The organism is Brevibacillus sp., assembly GCF_003521185.1.
Lineage (GTDB): Bacteria > Bacillota > Bacilli > Brevibacillales > Brevibacillaceae > Brevibacillus > Brevibacillus parabrevis.
In genome coordinates this window covers 1-25,556 of the sequence record NZ_DOTK01000011.1, presented here as the reverse complement: position 1 = coordinate 25,556, position 25,556 = coordinate 1, and the positions used below count along the sequence as shown (strand labels likewise).

Below are 25,556 nucleotides of genomic sequence, written 5' to 3'. Positions count from 1 at the left end.
TGGATCAAACATGAAAGCAGTAGTGAGAGAGCATATCCAACAATTGGACGTATCGCTTGGCGGCGGTATCGTCAGTGACAAAATACGTGTAGACACCATCGACAACCCGATGCTCGTCATCGGTCTGGGTGGTACAGGCATCGATGCGCTGCTGCGCTTGAAGTACCAGGTGAACAGACGCTTCAAGCTGCCGGTAGACGCGCTTTCGAAAAAGCGCAAGGAGAAGCCGGACAATATCGAATTTATCGCGTTTGAGACGAACGAGCACGACCGCAACAAAAAGTACAAAGGCATCGGGCTCGATCCGGTGACCGAGTTTGTGCTTTTGTCCAACCCGGAAATCGGCGGCGTGCTGCAAAACCGCAGCATTCTGGAGCCGTACATCACGGACTGGCTCTCGCCGGAGCTGACGATTACGGACGGGATCAGCGGTGCGTCCGGTGTGCGCCAGGCAGGACGACTGCTGCTGTTCACGAAAATCACGCAAGTCGTGCAAACGATCGAGAAAAAAATCAAAATGCTTTGCGAGGGCACGAACAAAAAGCTGACGGTCTTCCTGTTGAGCGGTCTGTCCGGCGGAACGGGCAGCGGCTGTTTCCTCGATATCGCCTACATCGTGCGCGGGATTTTGGAGCGGGATTTCGGCAGTGCGGGAGTGGACAAGGTCAACACGCTCGGCTATCTGTTTACGCCGGACGTCAACCTGTCGAACAAAAGCCTTAGCTCGCACACGCGCGACTACATCATGAAAAACGGCTACGCGGCTCTGAAAGAGCTTGATTACTGGATGAATGCGGACGAGCGCCAGGAGCGTTTCCGTCAGCAATACGGCAGTGTCCTGACCGTCCAGTCGCCGATGCCGCCGTTCAACCTGTGCCACTTGATTTCGGCGACCAACCTTGAGGGCAAAGCGCTGGAAAACGCCTACGATTACTGCATGAACGTCACCGCCGAGAACATTACGAACTTCATGGCGAGCGAAGAAAAGCGCTCAGGCGAAGAATTTGCGATTCACGACTACATCAGCAACATCCGTACGAACATCAACCAGATGCCAAAATCGTACGCGGCCAACTACCAATACAACGTCATCGGCGCTTCCTCCGCTGTTTTGCCGATTGAGGAAATGACGACGTATCTCGCATACCGCCTGTTCAAAAAGATGGAGAAAATGTTCCAGGTCGCTCCGACGCAAGAGGATGCGGAGAAATTCGCCCGCAAGCTCGGCATTGATATCGATTCGATTTCCCGCAAATTCGAAGAGCGGGTGCCGGAGCCGTTGCCAGGCTATGAGAACAGCGAACGGCTGAACTACAGCAACGTCATTTCGCAGCAAGTCGTGAGCATCGATCATGAGCTGGAACAAGGCTACCTGGCAAAAGCGCGGGAAGCGTACATCAAATGCAAAAAGCAGACGCCTGGCGAAATGATCGGCGTGTTCGGAGAAATGATTACCCGTGTTTTCCTGCATCCGCAGCAAGGGCCGTTTTACGCGTCCCGCCTGATTCATTCGGACAAAGGCTTTTGCCTGATGAAAATGATCCTCTCTTACGTGGAGAGCCTGAAAGCGACGCTGGAAAGCTACCCGCGGGAGATTGAGGGGGCGCGCGAGAACGCCAACGAAAAGCTCGGCGATGCGAGAAGCGCCTTTATCTCCAAGGAGAAAAAGAAAAACAGCTACATCGAAGCGAAAATTAACGAGTACCAGCTTTTGGCCGATCAGGAGAAGCTGGAGCAAATGATCGAGTTTTACGAAGAGCTGCACCGTTTGCTGAATGCGGAAAACAATCGCATTTACAACGTGTTCACAGAGATTTTGAACGCGCTCAACCTGATTTTTGAGCAAAACGGAGACATTTTGATCAACGGCGGGGAAGAGAGTGACCGCACAGGCAACAAAACGTACTACTGGAACATCGTCAGTGTGCCGGACATTGCCAAAGTAGTCGGGAACATTTTGGAGCAAAAGGATGCGGAGGACCTGATCCGCGACTTCACGAGCGAGCTGCTCCGCCATTCCGACAAGTGGGTCAAAGAGCAGGAGCTGGATATCGTCAGCTCGATCTCGGAGTTCCTCTCGGAGAAATTCGGCGAGCTGATTACGAAGTCGATGGAAGAGTTCCTCGTGATCAAATACGGGCAGGACGAGACGCTTGACCGCATCGTGGAGCGCAAAATCGCCAGCAAGCTGGACGAAGAGGCGATTCCGGTCTTCCACCTGAGCAACAATCTCGGCAACATGCACTTCCCTTCCTGGGGCTTCGTCTCTGTTCCGTTGAAAGCACCGTCGATCTTGAAAGGAATCCGCAACTACCAGGACACAGCCATCAGCGGTTCGCGGTTCACGGTAAAAGAAAGCGAAGTCAAAAACCGGATTTTCTGGCTGAATACGAAAAACGGCGTTCCGCTGTTTGCCTACACGCCGCTGAAAGTGTACGAAGAAAGCTATGAGCGCACGATTCTCGACCGGGAAGGCATTGGCCGCCACCTCGTGCAGACCGAAAAGAACAACTGGGCGTACCTCCCGTCGCCAATCCCGGAAAAATCGTGGGGAGACACTTATCAAAACGACCGGATCAGAGCCTACAACGCCAAAGTGCGGGAACTGTTTGCCCGCGGACTGCGCTACGGCAGCATCCGGGAAAAAGGCGACGACAGCAAGACGAGCAACCGCTATGAGTGCGTCGTGACCAAACCGTTCTCCGTCGCCGCTTTTCTGGACAAGCATCAGGGAGGCAACGCCAAGCTGAGTCCCGGCGAGATCAAGCGAGCATTGGCTGAGCTGAAAGGCTTCATGAGAGACGGCCTTCCGGCAGAAACGGTGCGGGATATTTTCGGCAGCATCAACGAAGAGCTGGCGAAGGAAAACTTGATTCGCTCGCCGCAACTGATTCGCCTGTTGGAAGAAGAAGACCGCAAATACGCGGAAATCGAAGCGAAAATCCAGGAGCTGGAGCAAATCGTCAACGCCATCCAGGGCGAGGAAGAGATTTTGACCCGCTATATCGAGGCGCTCTACACAGGCACGATTTGCAAGCGCGGAGCCTTGTACGTCTACGACAAGGACGAAGAAGAGGAAGCGTGGGACCCGTTCGTCAACTTGATGAAGGTGAACAAGCACGTGGAATTTGCCATCTATGAAAAATTCCGCGCGCTCGACCACAAAAGCATGGCGACCCTCCAGCGCAAAGCGACAAAGCGCAGCGACGCGTTTGTGACGGCAGAAAATACCGAGCAGCTGCTGAATAAGCTGGACGAGATTGCAACGGCGTTCCAGGCTGTGAAAAACGATCTGGAGTACGACCGCGACGAGTATGTGAATGGCGAAGAGATGTACCAGTTCTACAAAAAAGTTTGGGCAAAAGTAAACGACATGCGCAAAACGCTGCAATAAGCAAGGAGGAAGCATGAGGGATTTGATTAACGAGTTCGCGACCCAATACGTGGAAGATTTGCAAAGACAGCTGGATAGCGGGTACGGACAGCGGAGCATTCAAAACCCCGTGCTGTTCCTCTTCGTCGGGGACAAGTGCGTGGAGGCGCTGCGAGCTGTCTGTGCGAGCAATGAGCGTGACTGGCAGAACAGCCGCGGCGTTTTCTACGTCCATGCTTATCAGGAGCAGACGTGGGAGCACCCGCAAGTGCTTGGTTGTCGTTTGCCCAAAGCCGATGTCGACAAAAAGACGATGCGTTCCTCCGTTCACGAACGCTTTTTGCAAGACGAAGCAGGGAAGGTAGAGCTGAACAAGCTCATGAAGCTGGCGAGCGTGCGCGTTGCCGAGATGGGCAAGCTGTTTTCGGCCTTTCAGCAAGTAAATATCGCTGTCGTGACCCGGGCCGATGATCCCGCTGCCATTCTTTTGCCCGAGCTGACATTGCTTCTGAAAAGCTACTTGAATGAGCTGTTCAAAAACGTGTCTGCTGATCTGTATGTTTTGTTGCAAGAGCGGAACAACGGGGAGGCATTCGGCTTTTCCTCGGCGCTCTCGGTCAGCTTTTTGGAAGAGCTGAACCATTATCAAAGCAGCGATTTCCGCTATCGGTCGCGTCTGCTTGTGACCGAAGACCTCGTCAAGCTGCCCGTCGAGCACGAGCGGGCGCCGTTGTTCTCGATTGCCTATCTGCTCAGTGACAAGACGGAGCAAGGCTTGTTTATCGAGGGCGGCATGCAGGAAAATTACGAGCTGGTCAGCAAGCTGGTGCTTTTGAACAACAAAAAGGCAGAACATGAGTTCAGCGAAGGCAACGAGGGCTACAGCAAGCTGCAATTCATTCGCAATATGGCAGGAGACGGCTCTGCGACCAGGTTTGCCACAGCAGGCTTGTCCAAAGTGAAGCGGCCGACGCATGCGATCGCGCTGACCGTGCTTGCGGCTGTGTTTGACCGCTATTGGGAGCAGTTGAGAGAGGGCGAGCTTGTGCCGAAAACAAAGGCGCGGGAAAAGCTGGGGCTGTCAGCGCATGAGCTGGAGCGCAAAATGGCGGCGATTTTGCCTGATCCGCACGTGCTGGAGGAAATGTCGGGGCTGATGACTTCGGGGATCAGCTATGGGGAACTGGCAGGCATGACGATGCGCGAAGCGGAGCTGGCGCTGTTCGACGGCAGCAGCCAAGCCTTTTTTGAAGCGAATATCGCTTCCGGCGCGAAGGCCAGGCTGGAGCGGATGCTTGCGCAAGAGCCTTTGGCGGATGTAATTCAGGATCAGGTCGTGGCAGATGAGCGCTTCGGCTTGTATGCCGCCTACCAGCTGACAGCGGAACTGGCCAACGGAGCGAATTTGCAGGACGAGCTGCGAACGGGAATCAGGGAAGCTGCCCGTCAGGTAGAGTTGATCCGTGCCGAGCTGAACGAGATTTATCAGCAGCGGGTCGATCGCCAGGACATTCGGTTAGGCGGTTTTTTCACCCGGGACAAGGAGCGCGTCCGTACGTTTACGCGCCATCTGCTGCAAGTCGTCTATGACAAGAAGCTGGAACTGCTGGAATGGGAGCTTTTGCTTGCCATGCTGGTTGACTACGAGCGACAGGCAGAGGCGATTCACAGGCAGATCGGGGAACAGGTCGAGCAACTGGAAGGGTTGCAAAGGCAACTGCGGGAGATCGCCCAGGCAAGCGTTCGGGAAGCGACCGATTACTTGGGGAAAAACGTGGACGAGTATTACGAGTCCGTCGTCCGCGACACGATGCGCTCGCTGGAAGCAGCAAAAGGCAGCGGATTTTACATGGAGCAGCGCTACATCGGCAGTGGCGCTCTTTTGTTCCAAAACCGGATAGCCGGTCTGGTGGAGCGTTTGTGCCAGTTTTGCCGCAACGAGATTTTGACCCGCTCGCCGTTTGCCCTGTCTTTTGAAGCAGAGCTGCTTGCGCGGGCCAATGTGGGAGCTGCTTACGATAACCGGACAGTCCTGACCCGTGACGATTTGTTTTTGGACTTGTCGCAAGTGCTGGAACAGCGGGCAGCGGTTCATATCGAAGTGTTTCATTTCTTGCAAAAGCACCGTTACGAGGAAAAGTATTTGTTCGCGGATATTCACAACGACTTCGTCCAGTACGTGCTGCGTCAGGATGAAGGCAACAGAACCTACAAGCAAGGCTGCATCCACGAAGAGCAAAAAAGCGGGATAGAAAAAATGAACCTGATGGGTGGATTCGGCGTGGAAGATTTGATGTTTTACCGCAACAACAAGAAGTATCACTCCTCCTATGAGGAGAGCGGCTTTGTATTTGGCCGCGTGGGAGAGGAGGGAACGTCATGAGTCAGAGGAAGCTGAGCCTGCTCATGGTTGTTTGCAGTCTGGTGGGCGGCGTCATCGGTTTTTTTGTAGGAGAAGTCATTCTGGAGCGTCTGGCTGGCGAGATGGCGCACTGGCTGTTAATTGGACTTTATTTTGGTCAATATGCTTTTTTCGTAGGGTTGATGTGCCTGCTCGCAGAAATGATCTCGCCGCGTTTGAACGGATTGGGCTGGAAGCAGCGCTATCTGGGCTTTTCCTGGAAAATGCTCGTGCCGAGCACCTTTGTCATGGTAGGTGTCGTGGCGATGCTGCTCCAATTGCTGTACGGCTCGTCTTTTCAAGTATCGAGCGGAGCGAACAACATCGTCATGCTGCTGGACACCTCTGGCAGCATGCAGCAGTCTGACCCGGACAACCAGCTGTTCAAGGCTGCTGCGGACATGGTGCAAAAAATGGACAACGATATGAAGATTGCTGTCGTCACGTTTAACGATCAGACACAAGTGTTGCAGCCGCTCGTAGCACTGAGCAGCCAGGCAACCAAGGACGATGTCGTGCAAAAGCTGTTGAATTTTCCCCGCACAGATGGGGGAACGAGCATCGATCTGGCGTTGAAGGCGGGCCTTGACCAGCTTCTCGCGGCCCAGCAAGTCGAGAACAGCACGGTTGTGCTGATGTCGGACGGATACACCAGCCTGGATATTCCTGCTGCACTGGCGCCTTTCAAGCAGCATCAGGTGATCGTCCATACGGTCGGAATGAGCCAGATGGACGCGGACGGTACGCGTCTTTTGGAGCAAATTGCCGCTGAAACCGGGGGCCGTTATTTCAACGTCGAGCACGCTGACGAAATGACGGGCATCTTCGGCCAGATTTACGATATGAGCAGACAAGATCGCAATCTCGTTCTCGAACGGACGGGAGCAACCGCACAAAGCACAGTGTACGCGATTTTGCGCGTGGTCAGCTTGCTGATCATCGGCGGTTTGCTCGGCTTGGCTTTGGGACTGATTTTTGACAATCGTCATTTGGCGAAAAGCTTTATTATTGGCGGCGCGGTGTCCGGCCTGCTGGCGGGGCTTGTACTGGAAATGGGGCTGTCCTCGATTTACTTGCTGGATGTGGTGGTGCGCCTGATCGCCTGCGCCGTACTTGCCGTCATTTTGACGCTGTTTACGCTGTTCATACCGGCTGCGGCCAGTGGCGGCTCGTCTTTTCAACGGCGGAGAATGGCGACACAGCAAAGCCCGCGCGCTTTGGGAGCAAGAGGCGAGAGCAAGCGGTTTGATCTGTAAAGGGAGCATGATGAACGATGATCAATCGAGAGGAAACAACGGAAGCCTTGATCAAAAACGTCACGTGCCAGCAGCAGGGGAGTGACTTCGTGCTGAACTGGCATTGGGGGCAAGACGTCCCTTGCGTCTATGTGCACAAGTCTTTGTTCGGCGCGCCGTTTGATGTCAGCTTGATCGAAGCGCACGAATGGAAGCTGTACACGCGCGAGGAGTACAAGGTGCACAAAGGGCTGTGCGAAAAGGCGGATGGCATCGGCAGGTACACGTATCGCATCTTTCCTTGCCGCCTGGAAAACGGCAAGCCGATCCTGCTTGTTCCGCAAGGTGACGCTCATGTGATTCATGTCAGTACGGGGAAGGCAAAAATCTACTACTCATTCAAGCGCAGCGGCAGCTGGTTTCGCAAGCAGCAAGCCTTGCAAATCCGGATTTTTTCGGAGATACCGATTGCCAAAGACGTTTTGTGCTATGTGAAAAAGGAAGGCTCTCCACCTGCTCACAAGGATGACGGAATGCAGTACCCGTTTATTCGGGATTTGGCTCCAGGGGTTAATCTGCTGCCAGAAATCGAGGTCAGGAAAACGGACGTCATCCGCCTCTTTTTTACGGACGGGAAAAAATACGGGGAAATGTACGAACTGATTCCTGAATAGGAGGATGAAGCCATGCTGTCGTTTTTGAAAAACATGTTTGAGAAAAAGCCGCAAGTGAACGAGCGGTTGCCTTTTTACGATATCGTCTGCCCGTACTGCTTTGCCAAATACGGCCCTGAAGAGGTGGTGTTCCGGGCAACCCACTACCGTCAGGACGACGAGGACTACGCCCTGCAAGAGGACGAGATTCTCAATGCGTACCGGGACAAATTCGGTCTGGATGCCATCGACGAGCTGGAAGCGGTCATCGATCCGGAGTCGATTCCGCCGGAAAATCATCTGTATGTCGATCAGGTGCTTGTCGGTGTAACCGATCGGTACGGGATGGTTTCCAAGCGCAGACTGTGCCCCAAGTGCCACAATGAGCTGCCGATTACAGCGGGTAAAGCACCGAGCAACATCATCTCGATTGTCGGAGCTTCCCAGGTGGGCAAATCGGTTTATATGACGTCTCTGATCCATACGTTGCAAAACTCGACAGCGAACCGCTTCCAGGCTGCCTGCATGCCGCTCAATGCCCAAATCAGCCGGAAGTTCCGCGAAAACTATGAAGCGCCGCTGTTCGAGCGCGGCCAGCTTCTCGATTCCACGCAAAAAGAGAAGCGGCAGGAGCCGTTCATTTTTCAGTTCATTTTCAAGGACAGCCAGAAGGCGCCGTTGATTCTCGTCTTTTTCGACGTTGCCGGTGAAGGAATGGTCGATCGCGAGTATTTGGAGCTGTATGCCGCCCACGTGAAAAATTCGTCCGGCATCCTGTTTCTCGTCGATCCGTTGCAAATCAGGACGATTCGTGACCGCGTCATGCTCAGAGCCGGGGATGAACCGGGCGAGTTCACCGCGCGATACGACGAGCCGCGCGAGGTTGTCATCACCTTGTTTGAGAACTTCATTGGCTACCAGGAGCAAAGCAAGACGGATATTCCGACAGCTGTGGTGCTGACGAAAAGCGATATGCTGCATCTGATCAAGGAAGAGGACGGCGAGTATATCAAGTCCAACAGCAACGTGTTCCGCAATTTCGTGCATGAGGAATATTTGAACACGGCTGAGTTTGAGAACATCAACGGGGAAATCAGCCGTTTTATCGAGAAAGTGGATCGGCCGTTCAAAGACGCGCTGGAGGTCTACTTTACCAATACGGCCTACTTCGCTGTATCAGCGCTGGGCAGCAATCCGGTCAATCAAAAGGTGAGCGGTGTCGTGACACCAATCCGTGTGGACGAGCCGTTTATCTGGTTGATGCATCAGCTTGATTACATCGAGGGGAGGGAGCGGTAGTGAACCGTCAGCCCATTTTGCAGCAATACTACACACGCGGGCGACAGGGTGTTTTCCGTTCAAACGAAGGCTACGATACCGTGGCCAGGACGCCGGGGCTGGACAACCAATTTATCAAGAAGACACTGCACCCTTTTTGCGTATACGATGCGCCCAGACAGCTTCAGGAGCGGGGGGAGGGCGAGCTGTCTTCCTACCCGGAAGCACTCGTTTGCTTTCACGCAGAGTCGGGAGAGATGGTTCTGGGCAGAAGCGTGTTTGTCGGAGCTGATTTTACCGGCCAGCGAAATACGTTTTTCAGCCACAACTACGTCATTCCTGCCGCGCGACGGGACGAGTTTATTGCGAAGCCGGAGAAAGTTTTCGGGGTGCGCTCGTTCGCGAGCAGCCACGATGACGCGCACGGCAAAGATTTGCCTGCCGTAGACGATCTTCCAGGGCAGCCGGACTTGGCGGTTGACCGGAAGCGGCTGCTTGGGCAGCTCGGGATTGACGAGCGGCTTTTCAAACAGTTGCTTTATGCCGTCATGACCTCGCTCACTGCGAAGAAAAAGGTGTTCATCAGTCTCGATGTCGACATCAGCGAAGCCGCAACCAGGGCAAGCCAACTGCTGGAAGTATTGTACAACTGCTTGCCTTACGAGCTGCGCAGACATTTTGGCTTTCTCACATACAGCAGCGAGCCGCAAAGCAAGAAGCATATTCACGTCATGTTCGTGGAAAAAGGCAGCATTCGCCCGGGCGGCGGACATAGCGACAAGGACTTTTTGTTTGATTTGGCGCTTGGACGGGTGCAAAACGTCGACTTGCAGGATGGCGGACACGAATATCTCGATTTTGCCTGGGAAAATGTGAATGAGCCGCAGGCGCTTGCCCAATTCCATGCGTTTTGCGAGGAAGTGCTTGCGGGGGCTGATCAGTCGCTGGCTTTGCAGTTGCGCACGTATTACGAGCTGTGTGCGCTCTACTTGATCGAAAAAGGACGGACGGCTGTCTATGAAAAAAATCGGGCAGGGGTATGGCAGGCGCTGGTGAGTTATTTGCGCCACCCTGGTCTTATGAAAAACAAGCGGCTGCATGATTTGCAACTGTTGCTGTTTCGCATCGAGGTAGAAGCGCTTGCCGAGAAGAAGCTGCCCGACGGCGAGACGATCCGGCAGATGATCGAATCAAGTGATGCGAGCAAGCAGGATCGTCTGCGCGTGGACATGGTTCGCTACTTGCTGAATGTGCTGATGCGAGCGCAAGCAGCGGGACAGCGCGGGCTTTTGTCGGACGTGTTCAAGCATCTGGCTGCCAGCCCTGAGCTGTTTGGCATGACGATGAAGACGATTTTCCAATCCGAGCCATTGATCAAGTCGCTGTTCGAACGGTATTTCAGCGAGCGGCTTGCGGCTGTGACGACTATGGACAGCATGCTGGGAGAAATCCGCTTTTGGGCGCAGATGGCCCCGGAAGCGATGCGCCATGCCTTTTTCGCGGCAGAGACGACCGAGAAGCTGCTTCGCCTGTTCGCGCGTGAAAAAAACAAGCTGGATACCGCAATAGCCATTCACCAGTTTTTCGATAACCTGGACGGCGCGCGAAACCTTGCTGATTCACTGTTGGACGAGCTGGACAAGTCGCTTTTGAAGCTGATTGACCTGGAGAAGCTGTCGAGAGACGACTTTCAGAAGATGATCGCGCTCCTGGAGGAAAAGCCGCAAAGCTTCTTCGGCACGCTGGACGTAGCGAGCAGGCAAAAGCAGGAGATGCTCATGAATGTAGCCCAACTGCGGGAAACGAAGGGGGTTCTGCACCCGACCGAGTTTTTCCGCAAGTGGGAGCGAGAAGAGGTGAGAATCCAGCAGCGAATCATTCAAAACATGCTGGCTTCGCCACTCGATACGGAAGACTTCGCGCACGTGCCGCTCGTCTTTTACCATGAAGACCGCTTTGGCCAGGACGGCTTTCAGTTCACCGAGATGCTCGACTTTGTCCAAAAACACGGCGGGGAAGAAACGCTGTTCTCGTTTGTGCAATGGACGTTGGCACAGCGCCTGTTTTTCGAAGGCAAGCAGCTGTTGCCAGCCTATCGACTTGCTCTCAGGCAGCTTTTTCTGGAAAACAAGGCTGAAAGGCTGCGCAAAGAATGGCGCAAGCGCTGGTCCGCGTTACGTCATGCCGATTTTCGCAAACTGCTTGAAGAGGTGCGCAGCGAGACAGCCAATCCGTTAGCCAAGCTGTTTCGGCACAAAAAGCTGATCCTTTCCGCTGTCGTCGTCCTGATGGGGGCAGGCGCCGTGGCAGGGTACATGCTCTCGCAGCAGAAGCCGCTGACGGAGCCGGAGCTTCCGCAGGAAAAGCCGGTGACTGAGCAGCCCGTCCCGGATGTAGTCCAGGCCGAATACGTTCCCGCCTACCGACTCATGCTGGAGGAGCCGCATATTCAGCCCGTTCGACAAAAAACAGCAGAAAACGGAACGCAAGACCTAGAGAGTACGGATAAGCCGACGGCGCCATAGAGACATGCTGCCTGGCTGAACGTGCTTTCATTGGGAAACAGGACTGATTTCCCGGTTTGTTTAGCGAGAGCAAACTGGTAAATCAGTCCTAGAAAAAATTTGAAGCATTGGAAATAGGTACAGTGTTTTGGTATCATGGAGGTATCAAGGCAAATTCAATCACTGAACCGGTAGTGCTCGATGAGCTAGGAATGTGTGAAAAGAATCAACATTTGCAGACACCCTACTGGAATGAACAGTCAGGGTGTTTTTTGCAGCGGTTGCTCAGGCAGGGCGTCTTCGACAGTGCCGATGTAGTATTTTTCCAGCGACTTGTCGGCGCCTGTCCAATGCGCCAGCTTTGCCAGTAAACCGAACAGCGCTTTTTGCAGGAAAAGAGGCAGGTAGGGAACATAAAATTCCCCCATTTTGAACAGAGTGCCCAAGAGCAGGATGTTTTTAGGCAGGTACTGCTTCAAAAATGGCATGTAGAAGCTGCGACCGTCCGTATCCAGGCCGTATCCGCAACGGACAAACGACTCGAAAGTGCCGGCAGGACGGATTTCCGCGGTGAAGCTGATGAACTCTTTTGAAGGATTGTAAAAGCCGTGAATATGGTCGCGAGGGATGTCCAAAGTCTCTCCCGGCTTCAAAATGATTTTTTTTCCGTCAATTGTTACCTCTAAATTTCCGCTTATCCCTTCAAAGGTTTCCGTAAGTTCGGTATGATAATGTAGAAAAATTCCATTGTCAGGCGGCAGGTCTGTTCGGAAAAGCAAATATTCCCCCTTGGTTTCTTCTGTTGTTTTCAGAAAAGTGACTGTCTCATTGGTGTAAGGGTTACTTACGCTACGACTCAACTTTGCCATAGAGATACCTCCATAAGTATTAGTAGAAAAATAGCAGTTTATGACAGAATATATATTCAATATAGATTATTTGACCTGAAGCAACAACATAAATGATAGGATGTTCTACCTAGATGGAGTGGATAGTATGAGCGGCATGATCGTGATTCCAGGATACAGAGTGACAGAGTTTCTCTCGACGCATTCAAATATGGGATTTTATCGTGGGTTCAGAAACAGCGATAACCTGCCCGTCATCATTAAAAAGCCACGTGAGGGTCCCACGCACAAGGAGTCGCTTTGGAGACTGAAACACGAGTACCGCATCTTGCAATCTCTCGAATCATACGCGGTGGAGAATGCTGTCGAATTGATTGATCACAATCGGGAGACTGCGCTGATCACGGAAGACTTCGGGGGAGTGCCGCTCTCCTTGCTGAGCAAAATGAAAGAGCTGTCGCTAAAAGACATCCTGACCATTTCGATCCGCATCGCTACATGCATCGAGGAAATTCATCAGCAGCGAATAATCCACAAAGACATCAATCCCGCTCATATACTGATTCACCCGGATACGTACGAGGTCAAGCTGATCAACTTTGGCTTGGCGACGAGGCGATATCAGGAATATCAAGGCGTGATGAACCCGAAAGAATGGCGGGGAAATCTGCGCTACGTATCGCCTGAGCAGACCGGCAGGATGAATCGGACGGTGGACTACCGGACAGATATTTACTCGTTTGGCGTGACGATTTACGAGCTTTTGACCGGGAAGCCGCCTTTTCTTACGTCGGACATGCTTGAGCTGGTTCATGCCCACATGGCCCGAAAGCCGATGGCGCCTTCGCAAGTAAAGCCGTCCATTCCGCAAATTTTGTCGGATATCGTGATGAAGTGTTTGTCCAAAAATACGGAAGACCGTTATTTCAGTATGGCTGGACTGGTGGCAGACTTGCAGCAATGTCTCGACCAGCTTGCCAAAAATGAAACGATCGGTCACTTTCCACTGGCGCAGCATGACCGCGCTGACCGTTTGCACATACCGGAAAAGCTCTACGGCCGGGAACAGGAAATCCAGATGCTGATCGACACGTTTGAGGAAGTGTCGAACGGAGCATCGCGCATGGTCATGTTGAGCGGCAGCGCGGGCGTGGGGAAATCTGCTCTCGTGTTTGAGGCGCAAAAAGTTTTCCTCAAAGGCAGAGGACGGTTTATTTCCGGCAAGTTTGACCAGTATCGTCAAGGCGTGCCTTATTCCGCGATCATTCAAATCTTTCAGGACTTGATCAAGCAGCTTTTGGCAGGCAATGAGAGAGAGCTTGCGACGTGGCGGGCGACGATTCTCGAAGCGATGCAAGGGCTTGGTCAGGTCATCGTGGATGTCATTCCTCAACTGGTGGCTGTGATCGGCAAGCAGCCGCCTGTGCCGGAGCTGCCTGCGGCGGAGGCCAAAAACCGTTTTCAACTGGTCATGCAAAGATTTATTCGCATCTGGGCCAGACCGGAGCACCCGTTAGTGTTGTTTCTCGACGACCTGCAATGGGCCGATTCTTCTTCGCTGTTTTTGATCCGCGAGCTTGTCGCCGACTTGCCGCTCAGCTATTTTCTGCTCGTTTGCTCCTATCGCGAGCAGGATGGGGGAGCGATCAATCCTCTGGTCGCGATTTTGACAGAAGCTGGGGTCAAGAGCAGGATGTTGCGGCAAATTACACTGTTGCCGCTGCGGCTCACGCAAATTAATGCCATGCTGGCCGATGCACTGCATACAGAACTTGAAGTTACGAAGCCGCTTGCGATGATTTTGATGCGAAAAACGGCAGGCAACCCGTTTTACTCCAGACAATTTATCAAGTCTTTGTACGATCAAAATCTGTTGCAGTATTCCCCGGAGGAGCGGAGCTGGAAGTGGGAGCTGGCAGAGATCGAGAAGCTCAACACAACGGAGAACGTAGCAGATTTTCTCGTGGAAAAAGTAAGGCGTTTGCCTGCGGTGACACAGAAGCTGTTGGCTTATGCGGCGTGCCTGGGCAACTCCTTTTACTTGAGCATGCTGGCAAAAGCACAGGGCTTGAACGAGCCAGAAGCGATTCGGGACATTTTGCCCGCCATGGAAGAAGGGCTGATCTATCCGCTGGAAGGCGCGGAGTATTTGAGCTATGCGGCGATAGAGGAAGAGGAGAACCTGTCGCAAGTGACGATCCAGTTCAGCTTTGTGCACGACCGCATCCAGCAGGCTGCCTACTCCTCGCTTTCGGAAGAGGAGCAGAAACAGGCACACGTCAAGCTCGGGAGAATGATATGGGACATGTCCGGTTCCTACGAGTCGGTGCTGCTGTTTGAAATATGCGAGCACATGTACCGGGGCGCGGACATGATCGAGGATGCGGCGGAAAGGATCCAGGTCGCTCATTGCCACCTGCTTGCCGGTCAAAAAGCGATGGCTTCTACTGCCTTTGACGCCGCCCTCCAGTATTTTCAGCGCGGGACGATGTTCCTCGGGGAGTCTGCCTGGGACCAGCATCACAACCTGTCGATGGAGCTGTACACGCTCTACGCCGAGACAGCGTACTTGTGCAACCATATGGAAGATGCGAATCGGCTGTTTTCCCTTGCGCTATCGCACGCCAAGACCAACCGCGAGCGAGTGCGCGTCCTGGAGCTGCAAATTAACATGTACACCCGTCTGGCCGACTTTTCGCGTGTGGTGGATATCGCCAGTGAAGCGCTCGGACTGCTCAAGGTTCCCATTCCTTTCAAGCCCGGGAAGTTAGATATTATCAAGGAAATGTGGCAGATCAAGCGCAAGCTCAAAGGCCACAAAATCGATGAGCTGCTGTACTTGCCAGATGTGCCGGAAGAGAATTACCAGATGGCGATGAGCATCATCAGCAATGCAGGACCATCCTCGTATTTCGTCAATCCGAACTGGTTTGCCCTGACGATTTTACGGGTGCTCCATTTGTCGCTCGTGCACGGGAACGCGGTTGCATCTGCCAACGGATACACGGGCTACGGGATTGTGCTCGGTACGCAATTTGGCAATTACCGTGAGGCGTATGAGTTCGGACAACTGGCTTGCCGGGTAGCCGATGGCTTTGCCGACCCGATTGCCATGACCAAGGCGTACGGCGCGTTTGCCCTGTTGATCAACCATTGGTGCGATCACGCCCGAACGAACATCCCGCTGCTGAAAAAAGCCATTCAGCTCGGAATGGACGGCGGAGGAAACATCTATGCGGCGTATAACGCGCACGGTTTGCTGGAAGCCATGCTCTATTGCGGGCTGCCTTTGGAGGAATTGGAGCAGCAGATTGAAGAGTATGCCGATCTGATTTGTCAGATGAAAGTAGTCGATCATGACGATCGTCTTCTGTTGTTGCGCCAGGCGTTGAATACGTTTACGCACTGGACGGGAGCAGAGCAGACGGTATTTTGCCGGGACAGCTTCGATGAGACTCAATACGTAGACAGCTTGCAGGCGGAAGGCACCAGCTACAAGCGGTACATGTACCACTTTTACAAATCAATGGTTCACCTCATGTACGGCAACTACGAGGAGGCATCGAAGCTGCTGAGCGAAGCGGAGCAATGGATGGAGTCCGTCAGCGGCCAGGTGCTGGTCAGCCAGCATGTATTCATGCATGCCCTGGCATTGACGAAGCTGTACAAGCGCGTCAACCGCCGGGAGCAAATCCGCTATGCGAAAAAGATCAAGACTCATTTGAAAAAAATGAAGAGCTGGGCTGCCCATTGCCCGGAAAACTTCCAGCACAAATACTTGCTGATGAGCGCCGAATGGAAGCGAGTGAACGGCGAGCGCCAGGTGGCGGGCGAGCTTTACGACGAAGCGCTGCAACTCGCGAAAAAGGACGGCTTTTTGCAAAATGAGGCACTTGCCGGAGAGCTTGCCGCCCATCATTATTTGGATCTGGGGATGGAAACGATCGCCAGGGTGTACATGACCGAAGCTTACGAGGCGTACATGCAGTGGGGCGCTCTGGCGAAGTCGAGGGAGATTGAGGAGCGCTACCCGCACCTGTTGCAGCGCGGCAGAGGGCTGGAAGCATCGGCAGAGCTTGCTGCGACAGAGCAGTCGGCCGATCTCGTCGACCTGATGAGCGTAATCAAGGCATCGCAGACGATGGCGAGCGAGATCAGGCTGGAACTGCTTTTGGCTACGATGCTGCGGACGGTTATGAGCAACGCCGGAGCGGAGAAAGGGATTCTCATCCTGAAAAACGAGAGCGAATGGGTGATCGAAGCGGCGGGGTCAGTCGATCTTGATATGGAAATCATGCAATCGGTGCCGTATGAACATAGCGGGATGTTGTCTGTCGCCGTAGTGAACTACACGATCCGCACCGAAGAAATGCTCGTTTTGCACAATGCTTCCGTAGAGGGCGTCTTTTTCCGGGACACGTACATCACGAAAAACAAGCCCAAGTCGATCTTGTGTTCGCCGCTGTGGCAGCAGGGCAAGATGATCGGCGTCATCTATCTGGAAAACAACGAGACGACGCACGTTTTCAACGAAAAGCGCTCAGAGCCGCTGCGGCTGATCTTCTCGCAAATGGCGATCTTTATTGAAAATGCCCGCCTGTATCACCAGCTGGAACAATGGAACCAGTCGTTGGAGATGATCGTCGCTGAACGGACGACCGAGATTCAATCGCTGTTGCAGGCGAACAAAAACTTGCTGAACAATGCAGGCCAGGGCTTCCTGTCGTTTTCCAAAAACATGCTTGTCCATTCCGAGTACAGCCGGGAATGTTTGCGGATGTTCGGGAGAGAGCTGGCAGGGGAATCGGTAGCCAGTCTGCTGTATCCGAATCGACCGGAGGAGCAGGCGTTTGTCGAATCTCTTTTGGAAAAGTATTTCGATACAAAAGATCAGGGGCAAAAAGAGCTTTATTTAAGCCTCTTCCCTACGGAAATTTGCATCAACCAACTGCCGCTCAAGCTGGAGTGCAAACCGATTCACGAAGATCGGCGTGACTCGCCAGAAGGTTTGATGCTGATTTTGACTGACTTGAGCGAGCAAAGAGCGCTGGAAAGCAAGATGGAGCAGGAATGGCAAAAGCTGAACATGATTTTGACTGTGGCGACAAGCTTGCCGCTTTTCCAAAAAGCGTATCGCGCCTTCACGACTTTTTTTGCGGAAGGGTGGAAAATGCACTTCGCAGAAGGAATGGAGGAGTCGGAAAGCCTGATCAAGCTTGTGGAACAAATTCATCAGTTCAAAGGCGATTTCAGCCAGTTCCATCTGATTGAGACTCCGCAAAAGCTGCATGATTTGGAGACGTGGCTGTTAGAGCAAGGAAAGCATCAAGGGCTGCGAATGGACGACGCTTTCCACAATCAGTTGCCTGTTGAGCAGGTCAAGGCAGCCATGCAGCAGGACGTGGAAATCATTCGCAACAAGCTGGGCGATCACTTTTTGGATAGTGTCGAGGAAGGCATGACGATCGAAAGAGACAGATGGGAGCAGTTCATCAGCAAAGTCACAGACTTGTTGCCGGATGACTTGTCTGCCCGGGTGGATCAGCTTGTTCGTGAGCTGCGTCAGCAACCAGTCAAAGACATGTTCGAGCGCTATCACGATTATGTCGTCGAACTGGGCCAGCGTCTGAACAAAGCAGTTGCTCCGCTTCGACTGGAGGCGGAGGAGATCATGGTGGATCACGATCGCTTCGAGGCGTTTGCGAGCAGCCTGGTTCATGTTTTTACAAACGCGATCGATCACGGTTTGGAAACAGAAAGTGAGCGGCTTGCGGTCGGCAAGGCGAGTAAAGGCACGATCAGCTGCCGGATTTGGCAGGAGGATGCTTCGCTGTTGATCACCATAGCTGATGACGGCAAAGGTGTAGACCTTGAAAAGCTCAAACAGCATGGGCTGGAACAAGGCTTTGGAGCAGGATGGACAGAGGAAGAATGGCTACGCTCCTTGTTTGAAGAACAGATCAGTGTAAAAGAAGAAGCAGACATTTATTCGGGCAGAGGCTTGGGATTGCCGATTGTCAAACGAGAGGTAGAGCGATTGGGCGGAGAAGTGCAGGTCATTTCCGAACGGGGAAAAGGAACGTGCTTTTGCTTCCGGATTCCGCTCGACGCCGAGACTTTGCGAGGATAGAAAACATAAAAAAACTGAGGCGCCCGAGCAGCCCCTCAGTTTTTTTGTGTATCGGCCGCATGTTTAGAGGGTGTTCTGGATAGAATCCAAAAGGCGCTCTTCATCAATCGGCTTCGTAATATAGTGACGTGCTCCTGCGTTGATGGCTTCAAAAACCAAATGCTTTAAACCGTAGGTGCTGATCATGATGATGTTGGCATCGGGAAATGTGCTGATAATTTTTTTGACAGTCTCGATACCATTCATGCCTGGCATGTTGATATCCATCATGACTACGTCAGGTTGATGCGTTTTGTACTGCTGATAGGCGTCTAGTCCATTCGCCGCTTCTGCGATAACTTGATGTCCAGCCCGTTGTAGGATGAGTCTGATGTATTCCCGGACAACTATCGAGTCATCGGCAATTAGTATACGAGCCATAAAACCTCCTGTGTCGAAGCGGTATGATGTGTGTTTTCCTGTTTTACTTTGCCCCTACCTTTAACCATAACATTGGTAGGAAAATAGTCGCAATCCTATTATTAGAAAATTTCAGCGATCTTTGTGCAAAATTGTACAATTCACGAAAAAAAGCCCCCCTTTGTTAAAAGGGAGGTCAGTTGCCTTTTCATTCAGCAAAAGCATTGGGGAGAAGCAGGATCATCACGATAGGCGGCAAGCGCATTGACACCGTGGCTGAGAATGGCGCCGGCACGGGTTGTGGCGGCTACGAGCAACGCCTCCATGATTTCTTCCATGGTTCCGCCCAGTGCTTTGTACTTTGTTACGTGGACGTCGATGCAATACGGGCAGCCCGTAACATGAGCGACCGCAATCGCGATCAGCTCCTTTGTTTTCCGATCGAGATGCTGAGAGTCCTGATAAACCAGCTTCTCGAACGCCAGATAGGAGGCGGCTGCTTCCGGGGCAAGCTTCATCAAGTCGGGAATGCGGGACAAGTTTGCTTTTTCGTAATACGACGGCGTGTTGGACACCTTCATCATCCTCTCGTAACGGGTAGCTTCACGTTCATGTCCATTGTAGAGGAGAGAGGGCGTTGGCTTCTGTGACTTGCGCACATAACGGCTACAAATGTTTCAGGTGGTTTGCCAGGCTGGTCCGATCGATGTTGGTGATTCGCCCGCGGCCCAACTTGATCCAGCCTGCCGATTCGAACTCTTTGAGGGAACGGCTGACTACTTCTCTGGCTGTTCCCAGCTCAATGGCGATCGCCTCATGGGTAATGAGCAACTGATTGTCAGACTCAGTAGTGCAGCTGAGCAAAAATTCGGCCAGACGGTAATCAATCGGTTTGAAAGCGATATTTTCCATCAAGGTTGTCACGGAAGCCATTCACTTGATCATCGTGCTGTAAATAAACTGGCGCACGTCCTTGTACTCGTCCAGCCACTGCTTGAACACTTTGACGGGCAGCAGCAACAGCTCGGTTTCTTCCTCCAGCTCGGCAGATGCCGCATATTCAAGCTCTCCGAGAATGCTTGCCATCATCAGGACGCATACGCCGCCACGGGTGACGCGATACAGCGTAATTTCACGCCCGGATTCACTGATCTTGTGGATGCGCACTTTGCCTTCCAGGACGAAGGCAGCATGGGCAAACAGATGGCCCTCGCCCATCACGAGCCGGGGAGAAAAGCGCTCCACGTAGATCTCGTTGTTCGACCAGGCGGGCAAAGGCACATGAGCGAAGCAAGGAAATGCCTGTATCACTTGTGGCAGGCGGGCTTTTTCCATCGTATGATCCCCTTTTCATAAAGATCTTGTAAAAAGTGTCGAGTTTTCTCCGCGCATTGCGGGTTACGGTGTAAAATGTCGCTATGCATAGAGAGAGGACCAGATGGGATAGGTGAAAGTATGGATATGACAGTAGCCGAGCGGCAAACAGGTCAACAAGATGGCAATGCGTACAATCTGTTCAAGCTGACTTGGCCGATCTTCTTAGAGCTGTTTCTGTTCATGCTGATCGGCATCACGGATACGTTCATGCTGAGCGGCGTTTCTGACGCGGCTGTATCGGCGGTTGGAGCAGCCAACCAGTTTATTTTTATCGCCATTTTGATTTTGGAAGTAGCAGGACATGGCGCCTCGATTGTGGTCGCACAGTATATCGGCTCCAAAAAAATGGTCGATGCAGCGAGAGTCGGAGCGGTTGCGGTCACGTTGAATCTGCTGATCGGCATCGCAATCAGCGTAAGCTTCGTTTTGCTTGGAAATGCACTGCTCGAACGCGTCAATCTGCAAGGGCAAATTTTGCAGATGGCCCAGTCGTATATGATCATCGTCGGGGGAAGCCTGTTTATTCAGGCGATTATCAATACATTGGCAAGTGTCATTCGTACGTATAGCTTTACAAAAGAGAGCATGTATATCTCGCTCGGCATCAATGTGCTGCACGTCATCGGGAACTACTTGCTGATCTTCGGGCACTTTGGTTTTCCGGCATTGGGGGTAGAGGGTGCTGCCATCTCTACGGTATTGAGCAGGGCGCTTGGGCTGCTCGTCTATTTTTGGGCGTTTTACCGTCTGATTGAGGTCAAAGTAGCATTCAAAGACTATGTTACCATCAAATGGACGTACGTCAGCAAAATTTGCAAGGTAGGCATTCCATCTGCGGTTGAGCAAATCATGTACCATGGCTGTCAGGCCGTCTTTTTGTACTATGTGACGTATTTGGGCGCGTCGTCGCTCGCTTCCCGGCAATACGTGCTCAATCTTTCCATGTTTATTTATTTGTTCAGCTTGGCAATCGGCATGGGCACGGCGATTATAACAGGCAGGCTTGTAGGTGCGGGCAGACGCGAAGAAGCGTATAGCCGCGTGTGGAAAAGCTTGCGCTGGGGCTTGCTTTACACCGTTGTAGTCAACACGGTTATCATCATTTTCCGCGAGCCGATCATGGGCTTGTTCACGACTGATCCGGAAATTTTGCGGATCAGCTCGCAAATTATTTTGCTCAGTATTTTGCTGGAAACCGGGCGGGTCTTCAACATTGTGTTGATCAACTCTTTGCGTGCGGCAGGAGACACGCAGTTTCCGGTGTATATGGGCCTGATTTCGATGGTCGGAATCAGTCTGCCGCTAGGTTATGTGCTGGTGTTTCACACCGAATTGGGCTTGGCGGGGGTATGGCTGGCCGTTGCGATCGATGAATGGATACGCGGAGTCATGATGTTTTTCCGCTGGAGGAGCAGGGTATGGGAGCAAAAAGCTCTAGTCGAACCGCTGGAAGATAACGGCAGCAGGGTAAACGACAGCGCATCCGTCTAGGGACCGATGGAAAACAACTCCAGCGACTGATGCTATCTTGAGGCCGCTCTAGTACAATGATTTCAAGAACAAGCAAGCTTGGATGCATAGAGGGAGATAGAGATGAAGCGTTGGATAGGAGTTGGATTTTTGGTTTTGGCTCTCGGGCTTGCGGGATGCAGCAGCAGTCTGGAGACGGTGGAGGAAAAGCGTCATCTGGATTTGCCAATCGAGTCGATAGAGGCGTTGGAGATCGTCAATCAATCCGGTAATTTGGTTGTAAAAGGAGACGACAAGGCAACCTCGATCCAGGTAGATGCCATCATCGCCAGATCAGCCAATATCAAGCCGGAAGACATCATCGTGACGCTGACCAAGGACGGGAATGTCGCTCATTTGTCCTCCGATGTAGTTGGTCATTTCGGCGTAATGCGTCTGGAGCTGAACGTCGAGGTGACGGTTCCTTCCGCATTGAAGGTAGCGATCACGGACGACTCAGGGGATATTGATGTCTCCAAACTGGCGGGAGCGCTCACGATCAAGGATGATTCGGGTGATATCATCTTGAAAGATGTCACGGGCGAAGTGCAGATCAATGACCAGTCCGGCGATATCAAAATCAACAACGCGACTGCCCTCAAGCTGATCGAGGATGACTCCGGCGATATTTTGCTGGAAGATACCGGGGGCGACGTGGAGATCAAAGATCAGTCGGGTGACATGAAAATTGTGCGTCACAAAGGAAACGTGACGATATCCGATGACAGCGGCGACATCGACATTTACACAGTCAACGGAGACGTGAACATTGTCGAAGACGGTTCTGGCAAGCGCTCGGTGAAAAACGTAAGCGGATCGTATACGTCCAATTAAAAAAAGTGCTGTTGCTATCAGTGGCAACGGCGCTTTTTTGCGTTAGTGATGGACAGCGGAATATTCTCGCTTTTTTCAATCCAGAGAAATTTAGTCGACTAATGAAAAAATGCTTTAAACCCGGATAAAGAAGTGCTAATATAACAAAGGAGATGCCAAGTGAGAATGAATCTCTTTATTATTGAGAATGAATCTCCTTCTTACTAAGCATGCTAAAAGCAACGCAGCACTCACGTGAACAAAGAGAAGAGTAGGGAAGCGATGAAAAAAAGATATTTGGTTGTAGCCCTGATTCTGCTTTCGATAGTATCCCTGTTTATTGGCGTAAAGGACATTTCGCCCCTGGAGTTGTTCAATCTCAGCGATGACAAAGTGCAAGTGATGTGGATTAGCCGGATTCCCCGATTGATCAGCATCATCATCGCGGGTATCAGCATGAGCGTGGTTGGTCTGATCATGCAGCAACTGACCCGGAACAAATTCGTGTCGCCGACAACGGCGGGCACCGAAGACTCTGTCCGGTTCGGGATTCTCGTTTCCTTGCTGGTGTTCGTAGATGCTTCGATTTGGGTGAAGCTGCTCGTCGCGTTTGTTTTTGCCTTGCTGGGGACGTTTATCTTCATGAAGATTCTCGACAGGGTGAAATACAAGGATTCGATTTTTATTCCACTGGTCGGGTTGATGTTCGGGAATATCGTCGGTTCGATTACGATGTTCTTCGCTTACAAGCACGATCTCATCCAGAACATGTCGTCCTGGCTGCACGGCGACTTTTCCTCGATCATGAAGGGAAACTACGAATTGCTATACATAAGCATTCCGCTGGTCATTATCGCGTACTTGTTTGCCAACAAGTTTACGATTGCAGGAATGGGCGAAGAGTTCGCGATCAATCTCGGACTGAATTACAAGCAAGTGGTCAATATCGGTTTGGCGATTGTCGCCATGGTTTCATCTGTCGTCATCCTCACGGTAGGGACGATCCCGTTTTTGGGGCTTATTATTCCTAATATTGTGACGCTTTACCTCGGCGACAATCTGAAGAAAAGCCTGTCTCATACCGCTTTGCTGGGAGCAGTGTTTGTCTTGTGCTGTGACATTCTTGGACGCCTGATCATTTTCCCGTATGAAATCTCAATCGGCTTGATGGTCGGAGTAGTGGGCAGCGGTATATTCGTGTACTTACTCATGAGAAGAAAGGCATATGAACGATGAAAGCTAAGATTGGTGTCATGGCGATAGTCGCCGTTGCTCTGATAGCCGTATTCATGCTGATTGATGCGGGCGGCAACTGGGATTACGTGCTTCCCCGAAGGGCCAAGAAAATTATTGCGATCCTGCTAACCGGGTGCATCATTGCGTTCTCGACGATGGTCTTCCAGACGATTACCAACAACCGCATTTTGACGCCCAGCATCATCGGTCTTGATTCCTTGTACATGTTCATTCAGACTCTCGTCATTTTCGTGTTTGGTTCCACGCACATGACGATCATGAATAAAAACGTGAACTTCCTGATCTCGACTGGCTTGATGGTTCTGTTCGCAGGCGTGCTGTACAAATTCCTGTTCAGGCGGGAAGGACAAAACATCTACTTCCTGTTGTTGATTGGCTTGATTTTCGGCACTTTGTTCGGCAGTTTGTCGACGTTCATGCAGGTGCTGATCGATCCGAACGAGTTTCAGGTGGTACAAGACAAAATGTTCGCGAGCTTCAACAACGTGAACACAGACCTGTTGATTCTCAGCTTTGTCCTGGTAATCGCAGTCGGCCTTTACTTTTGGCGCTACGTCAAGTATTTGGATGTGCTGGCACTGGGCCGGGATCAGGCAATCAATCTGGGGATTCCTTACGATTTTGTCGTCAAACGGTTTTTGGTCGTCATCGCGATTCTCGTGTCGATTGCGACAGCGTTGGTTGGGCCTATCACCTTCCTGGGGCTGTTGGTAGCGAATTTGGCTCATCAATATATGAAAACGTACCAGCACAAGTTTTTGCTGGCTGGCTCAGCATTGATCAGCGTAGTGGCTCTGGTAGGCGGTTTGTTGATTGTCGAACGCGTCTTTACGTTCTCGACAACGCTCAGTGTCATCGTCAACTTTATCGGCGGGGTTTACTTCATCTATCTTCTGCTAAAGGAGAATAAAGCGTGATAGAAGTCCGTAACGTCTCAAAACAGTATGGGAACAAAAATGTCGTGGAAAACGTCTCGGTGAAAATTGCCAAAGGGAAAATTACGTCCTTTATCGGTCCGAACGGGGCTGGCAAAAGCACATTGCTGTCCATGATCAGCCGTCTGCTGACGAAGGATCAAGGCGAGGTGCTGATTGAGGGGCAGGAGATTGGACAGTACAAAAGCAACGAGCTGGCCAAAAAAATCTCGATTCTCAAGCAGTCCAACCACATTACGGTGCGCCTGACGATTCGCGAGCTGGTCAGCTTCGGACGCTTTCCGTATTCACAAGGCAATTTGACAAAAGAAGACTGGAAGTACGTAGACGAAGCGATCCGTTATCTGGAGCTTGCGGACATACAGCACAAGTATCTCGACCAACTGAGTGGCGGGCAGCGCCAGCGGGCGTACATCGCCATGGTTGTCGCGCAGAACACGGAGTACGTTCTCCTCGATGAGCCGTTGAACAACCTGGATATGAAACATTCTGTCCAGATCATGAAGGTGCTGCGGCGTCTGGTCGATGAGATGGGCAAAACCGTCGTCATCGTCATTCACGATATCAATTTTGCGTCTGTTTACTCCGATTACATCGTTGCGCTCAAGGACGGAAAAGTCGTGAAGGAAGGCAGCACAGACGAGATCATCCAGCCGCAAACCTTGAAAGATGTTTACGATATGGACATCCACATTGAAGACATCGACGAAAACAAAATCTGCGTGTACTACGCATAGCGCCGCTTTACTTCCTTTCGATAAAATTATTTTGATGGCATGCAGGGGGTCTTCAAAAACAAGCAAGCTATCAATAATTTTATATATGAAGGATTGTAATATGAAGT

General features: G+C 52.0%; 17 protein-coding genes. 12 read left to right on the top strand and 5 right to left on the bottom strand.

Annotated elements, in window-relative coordinates:
• The first annotated feature begins 10 nt into the window (after positions 1 to 10).
• Genes DEP07_RS03045 through DEP07_RS03020 form a run of 6 tightly spaced genes read left to right on the top strand, consistent with a single transcriptional unit; the run spans position 11 to position 11,465 of the window.
• Positions 11 to 3,394 carry a tubulin-like doman-containing protein gene (locus tag DEP07_RS03045; RefSeq protein WP_173597285.1) on the top strand — a complete coding sequence of 1,128 codons (3,384 nt, stop codon included), beginning with the start codon at positions 11 to 13 and terminating at the stop codon, positions 3,392 to 3,394.
• Between the two features lie 13 nt (positions 3,395 to 3,407).
• Positions 3,408 to 5,756, top strand: a complete 2,349-nt coding sequence (locus DEP07_RS03040; protein ID WP_287102086.1) for a hypothetical protein — start codon at positions 3,408 to 3,410, stop codon at positions 5,754 to 5,756.
• Entirely contained in the window at positions 5,753 to 7,030 is a 1,278-nt protein-coding gene (locus tag DEP07_RS03035; RefSeq protein ID WP_242773625.1) for a vWA domain-containing protein, read from the top strand. The genes DEP07_RS03040 and DEP07_RS03035 overlap by 4 nt, the downstream gene beginning before the upstream one ends.
• A gap of 17 nt (positions 7,031 to 7,047) precedes the next feature.
• Entirely contained in the window at positions 7,048 to 7,683 is a 636-nt protein-coding gene (locus tag DEP07_RS03030) for a beta-mannanase (RefSeq protein ID WP_122962414.1), read from the top strand.
• A 12-nt stretch (positions 7,684 to 7,695) separates the two neighbouring features.
• On the top strand, positions 7,696 to 8,961 hold the full coding sequence (locus DEP07_RS03025) for a TRAFAC clade GTPase domain-containing protein (RefSeq protein ID WP_122962415.1): 1,266 nt from the start codon (positions 7,696 to 7,698) through the stop codon (positions 8,959 to 8,961).
• Positions 8,961 to 11,465, top strand: a complete 2,505-nt coding sequence (locus DEP07_RS03020) for a GAP1-N2 domain-containing protein (RefSeq protein ID WP_287102085.1) — start codon at positions 8,961 to 8,963, stop codon at positions 11,463 to 11,465. The genes DEP07_RS03025 and DEP07_RS03020 overlap by 1 nt, the downstream gene beginning before the upstream one ends.
• Before the next feature lie 239 nt (positions 11,466 to 11,704).
• On the opposite strand, the gene DEP07_RS03015 is transcribed toward DEP07_RS03020, so the two are convergent.
• Positions 11,705 to 12,313, bottom strand: coding sequence for a cupin domain-containing protein (locus DEP07_RS03015; RefSeq protein WP_122962417.1), 609 nt, complete (start codon positions 12,311 to 12,313; stop codon positions 11,705 to 11,707).
• Positions 12,314 to 12,440: 127 nt separating this feature from the next.
• On the opposite strand from DEP07_RS03015, the gene DEP07_RS03010 reads away from it, so the two are divergent.
• Positions 12,441 to 18,422, top strand: coding sequence for an AAA family ATPase (locus tag DEP07_RS03010; RefSeq protein ID WP_287102084.1), 5,982 nt, complete (start codon positions 12,441 to 12,443; stop codon positions 18,420 to 18,422).
• 63 nt (positions 18,423 to 18,485) lie between these two features.
• On the opposite strand, the gene DEP07_RS03005 is transcribed toward DEP07_RS03010, so the two are convergent.
• The 4 genes from DEP07_RS03005 to DEP07_RS02990 all read right to left on the bottom strand — a co-directional run bounded on the left by DEP07_RS03005 (position 18,486) and on the right by DEP07_RS02990 (position 20,156).
• A complete protein-coding gene (locus DEP07_RS03005) occupies positions 18,486 to 18,842 on the bottom strand; it encodes a response regulator (protein ID WP_122962419.1) in 357 nt (118 codons plus the stop codon).
• A 191-nt stretch (positions 18,843 to 19,033) separates the two neighbouring features.
• On the bottom strand, positions 19,034 to 19,396 hold the full coding sequence (locus tag DEP07_RS03000; protein ID WP_287102083.1) for a carboxymuconolactone decarboxylase family protein: 363 nt from the start codon (positions 19,394 to 19,396) through the stop codon (positions 19,034 to 19,036).
• 91 nt (positions 19,397 to 19,487) lie between these two features.
• Positions 19,488 to 19,754, bottom strand: a complete 267-nt coding sequence (locus tag DEP07_RS02995; protein ID WP_287102082.1) for a Crp/Fnr family transcriptional regulator — start codon at positions 19,752 to 19,754, stop codon at positions 19,488 to 19,490.
• Positions 19,755 to 20,156 carry a cyclic nucleotide-binding domain-containing protein gene (locus DEP07_RS02990; protein ID WP_287102081.1) on the bottom strand — a complete coding sequence of 134 codons (402 nt, stop codon included), beginning with the start codon at positions 20,154 to 20,156 and terminating at the stop codon, positions 19,755 to 19,757.
• A 120-nt stretch (positions 20,157 to 20,276) separates the two neighbouring features.
• Between DEP07_RS02990 and DEP07_RS02985 the strand changes: the two genes are divergently transcribed.
• From DEP07_RS02985 to DEP07_RS02965, 5 genes are all read left to right on the top strand, one after another.
• On the top strand, positions 20,277 to 21,689 hold the full coding sequence (locus DEP07_RS02985) for an MATE family efflux transporter (protein WP_287102080.1): 1,413 nt from the start codon (positions 20,277 to 20,279) through the stop codon (positions 21,687 to 21,689).
• Between the two features lie 102 nt (positions 21,690 to 21,791).
• Positions 21,792 to 22,541: a DUF4097 family beta strand repeat-containing protein gene (locus DEP07_RS02980; protein ID WP_122962423.1), complete on the top strand. Its 750-nt coding sequence runs from the start codon at positions 21,792 to 21,794 to the stop codon at positions 22,539 to 22,541.
• Between the two features lie 261 nt (positions 22,542 to 22,802).
• Positions 22,803 to 23,756, top strand: a complete 954-nt coding sequence (locus DEP07_RS02975) for an ABC transporter permease (RefSeq protein WP_122962424.1) — start codon at positions 22,803 to 22,805, stop codon at positions 23,754 to 23,756.
• Positions 23,753 to 24,694, top strand: a complete 942-nt coding sequence (locus DEP07_RS02970; protein WP_063228791.1) for an iron chelate uptake ABC transporter family permease subunit — start codon at positions 23,753 to 23,755, stop codon at positions 24,692 to 24,694. The genes DEP07_RS02975 and DEP07_RS02970 overlap by 4 nt, the downstream gene beginning before the upstream one ends.
• Entirely contained in the window at positions 24,691 to 25,449 is a 759-nt protein-coding gene (locus DEP07_RS02965; RefSeq protein WP_122962425.1) for an iron ABC transporter ATP-binding protein, read from the top strand. The genes DEP07_RS02970 and DEP07_RS02965 overlap by 4 nt, the downstream gene beginning before the upstream one ends.
• The last annotated feature ends 107 nt before the right edge of the window (positions 25,450 to 25,556 follow it).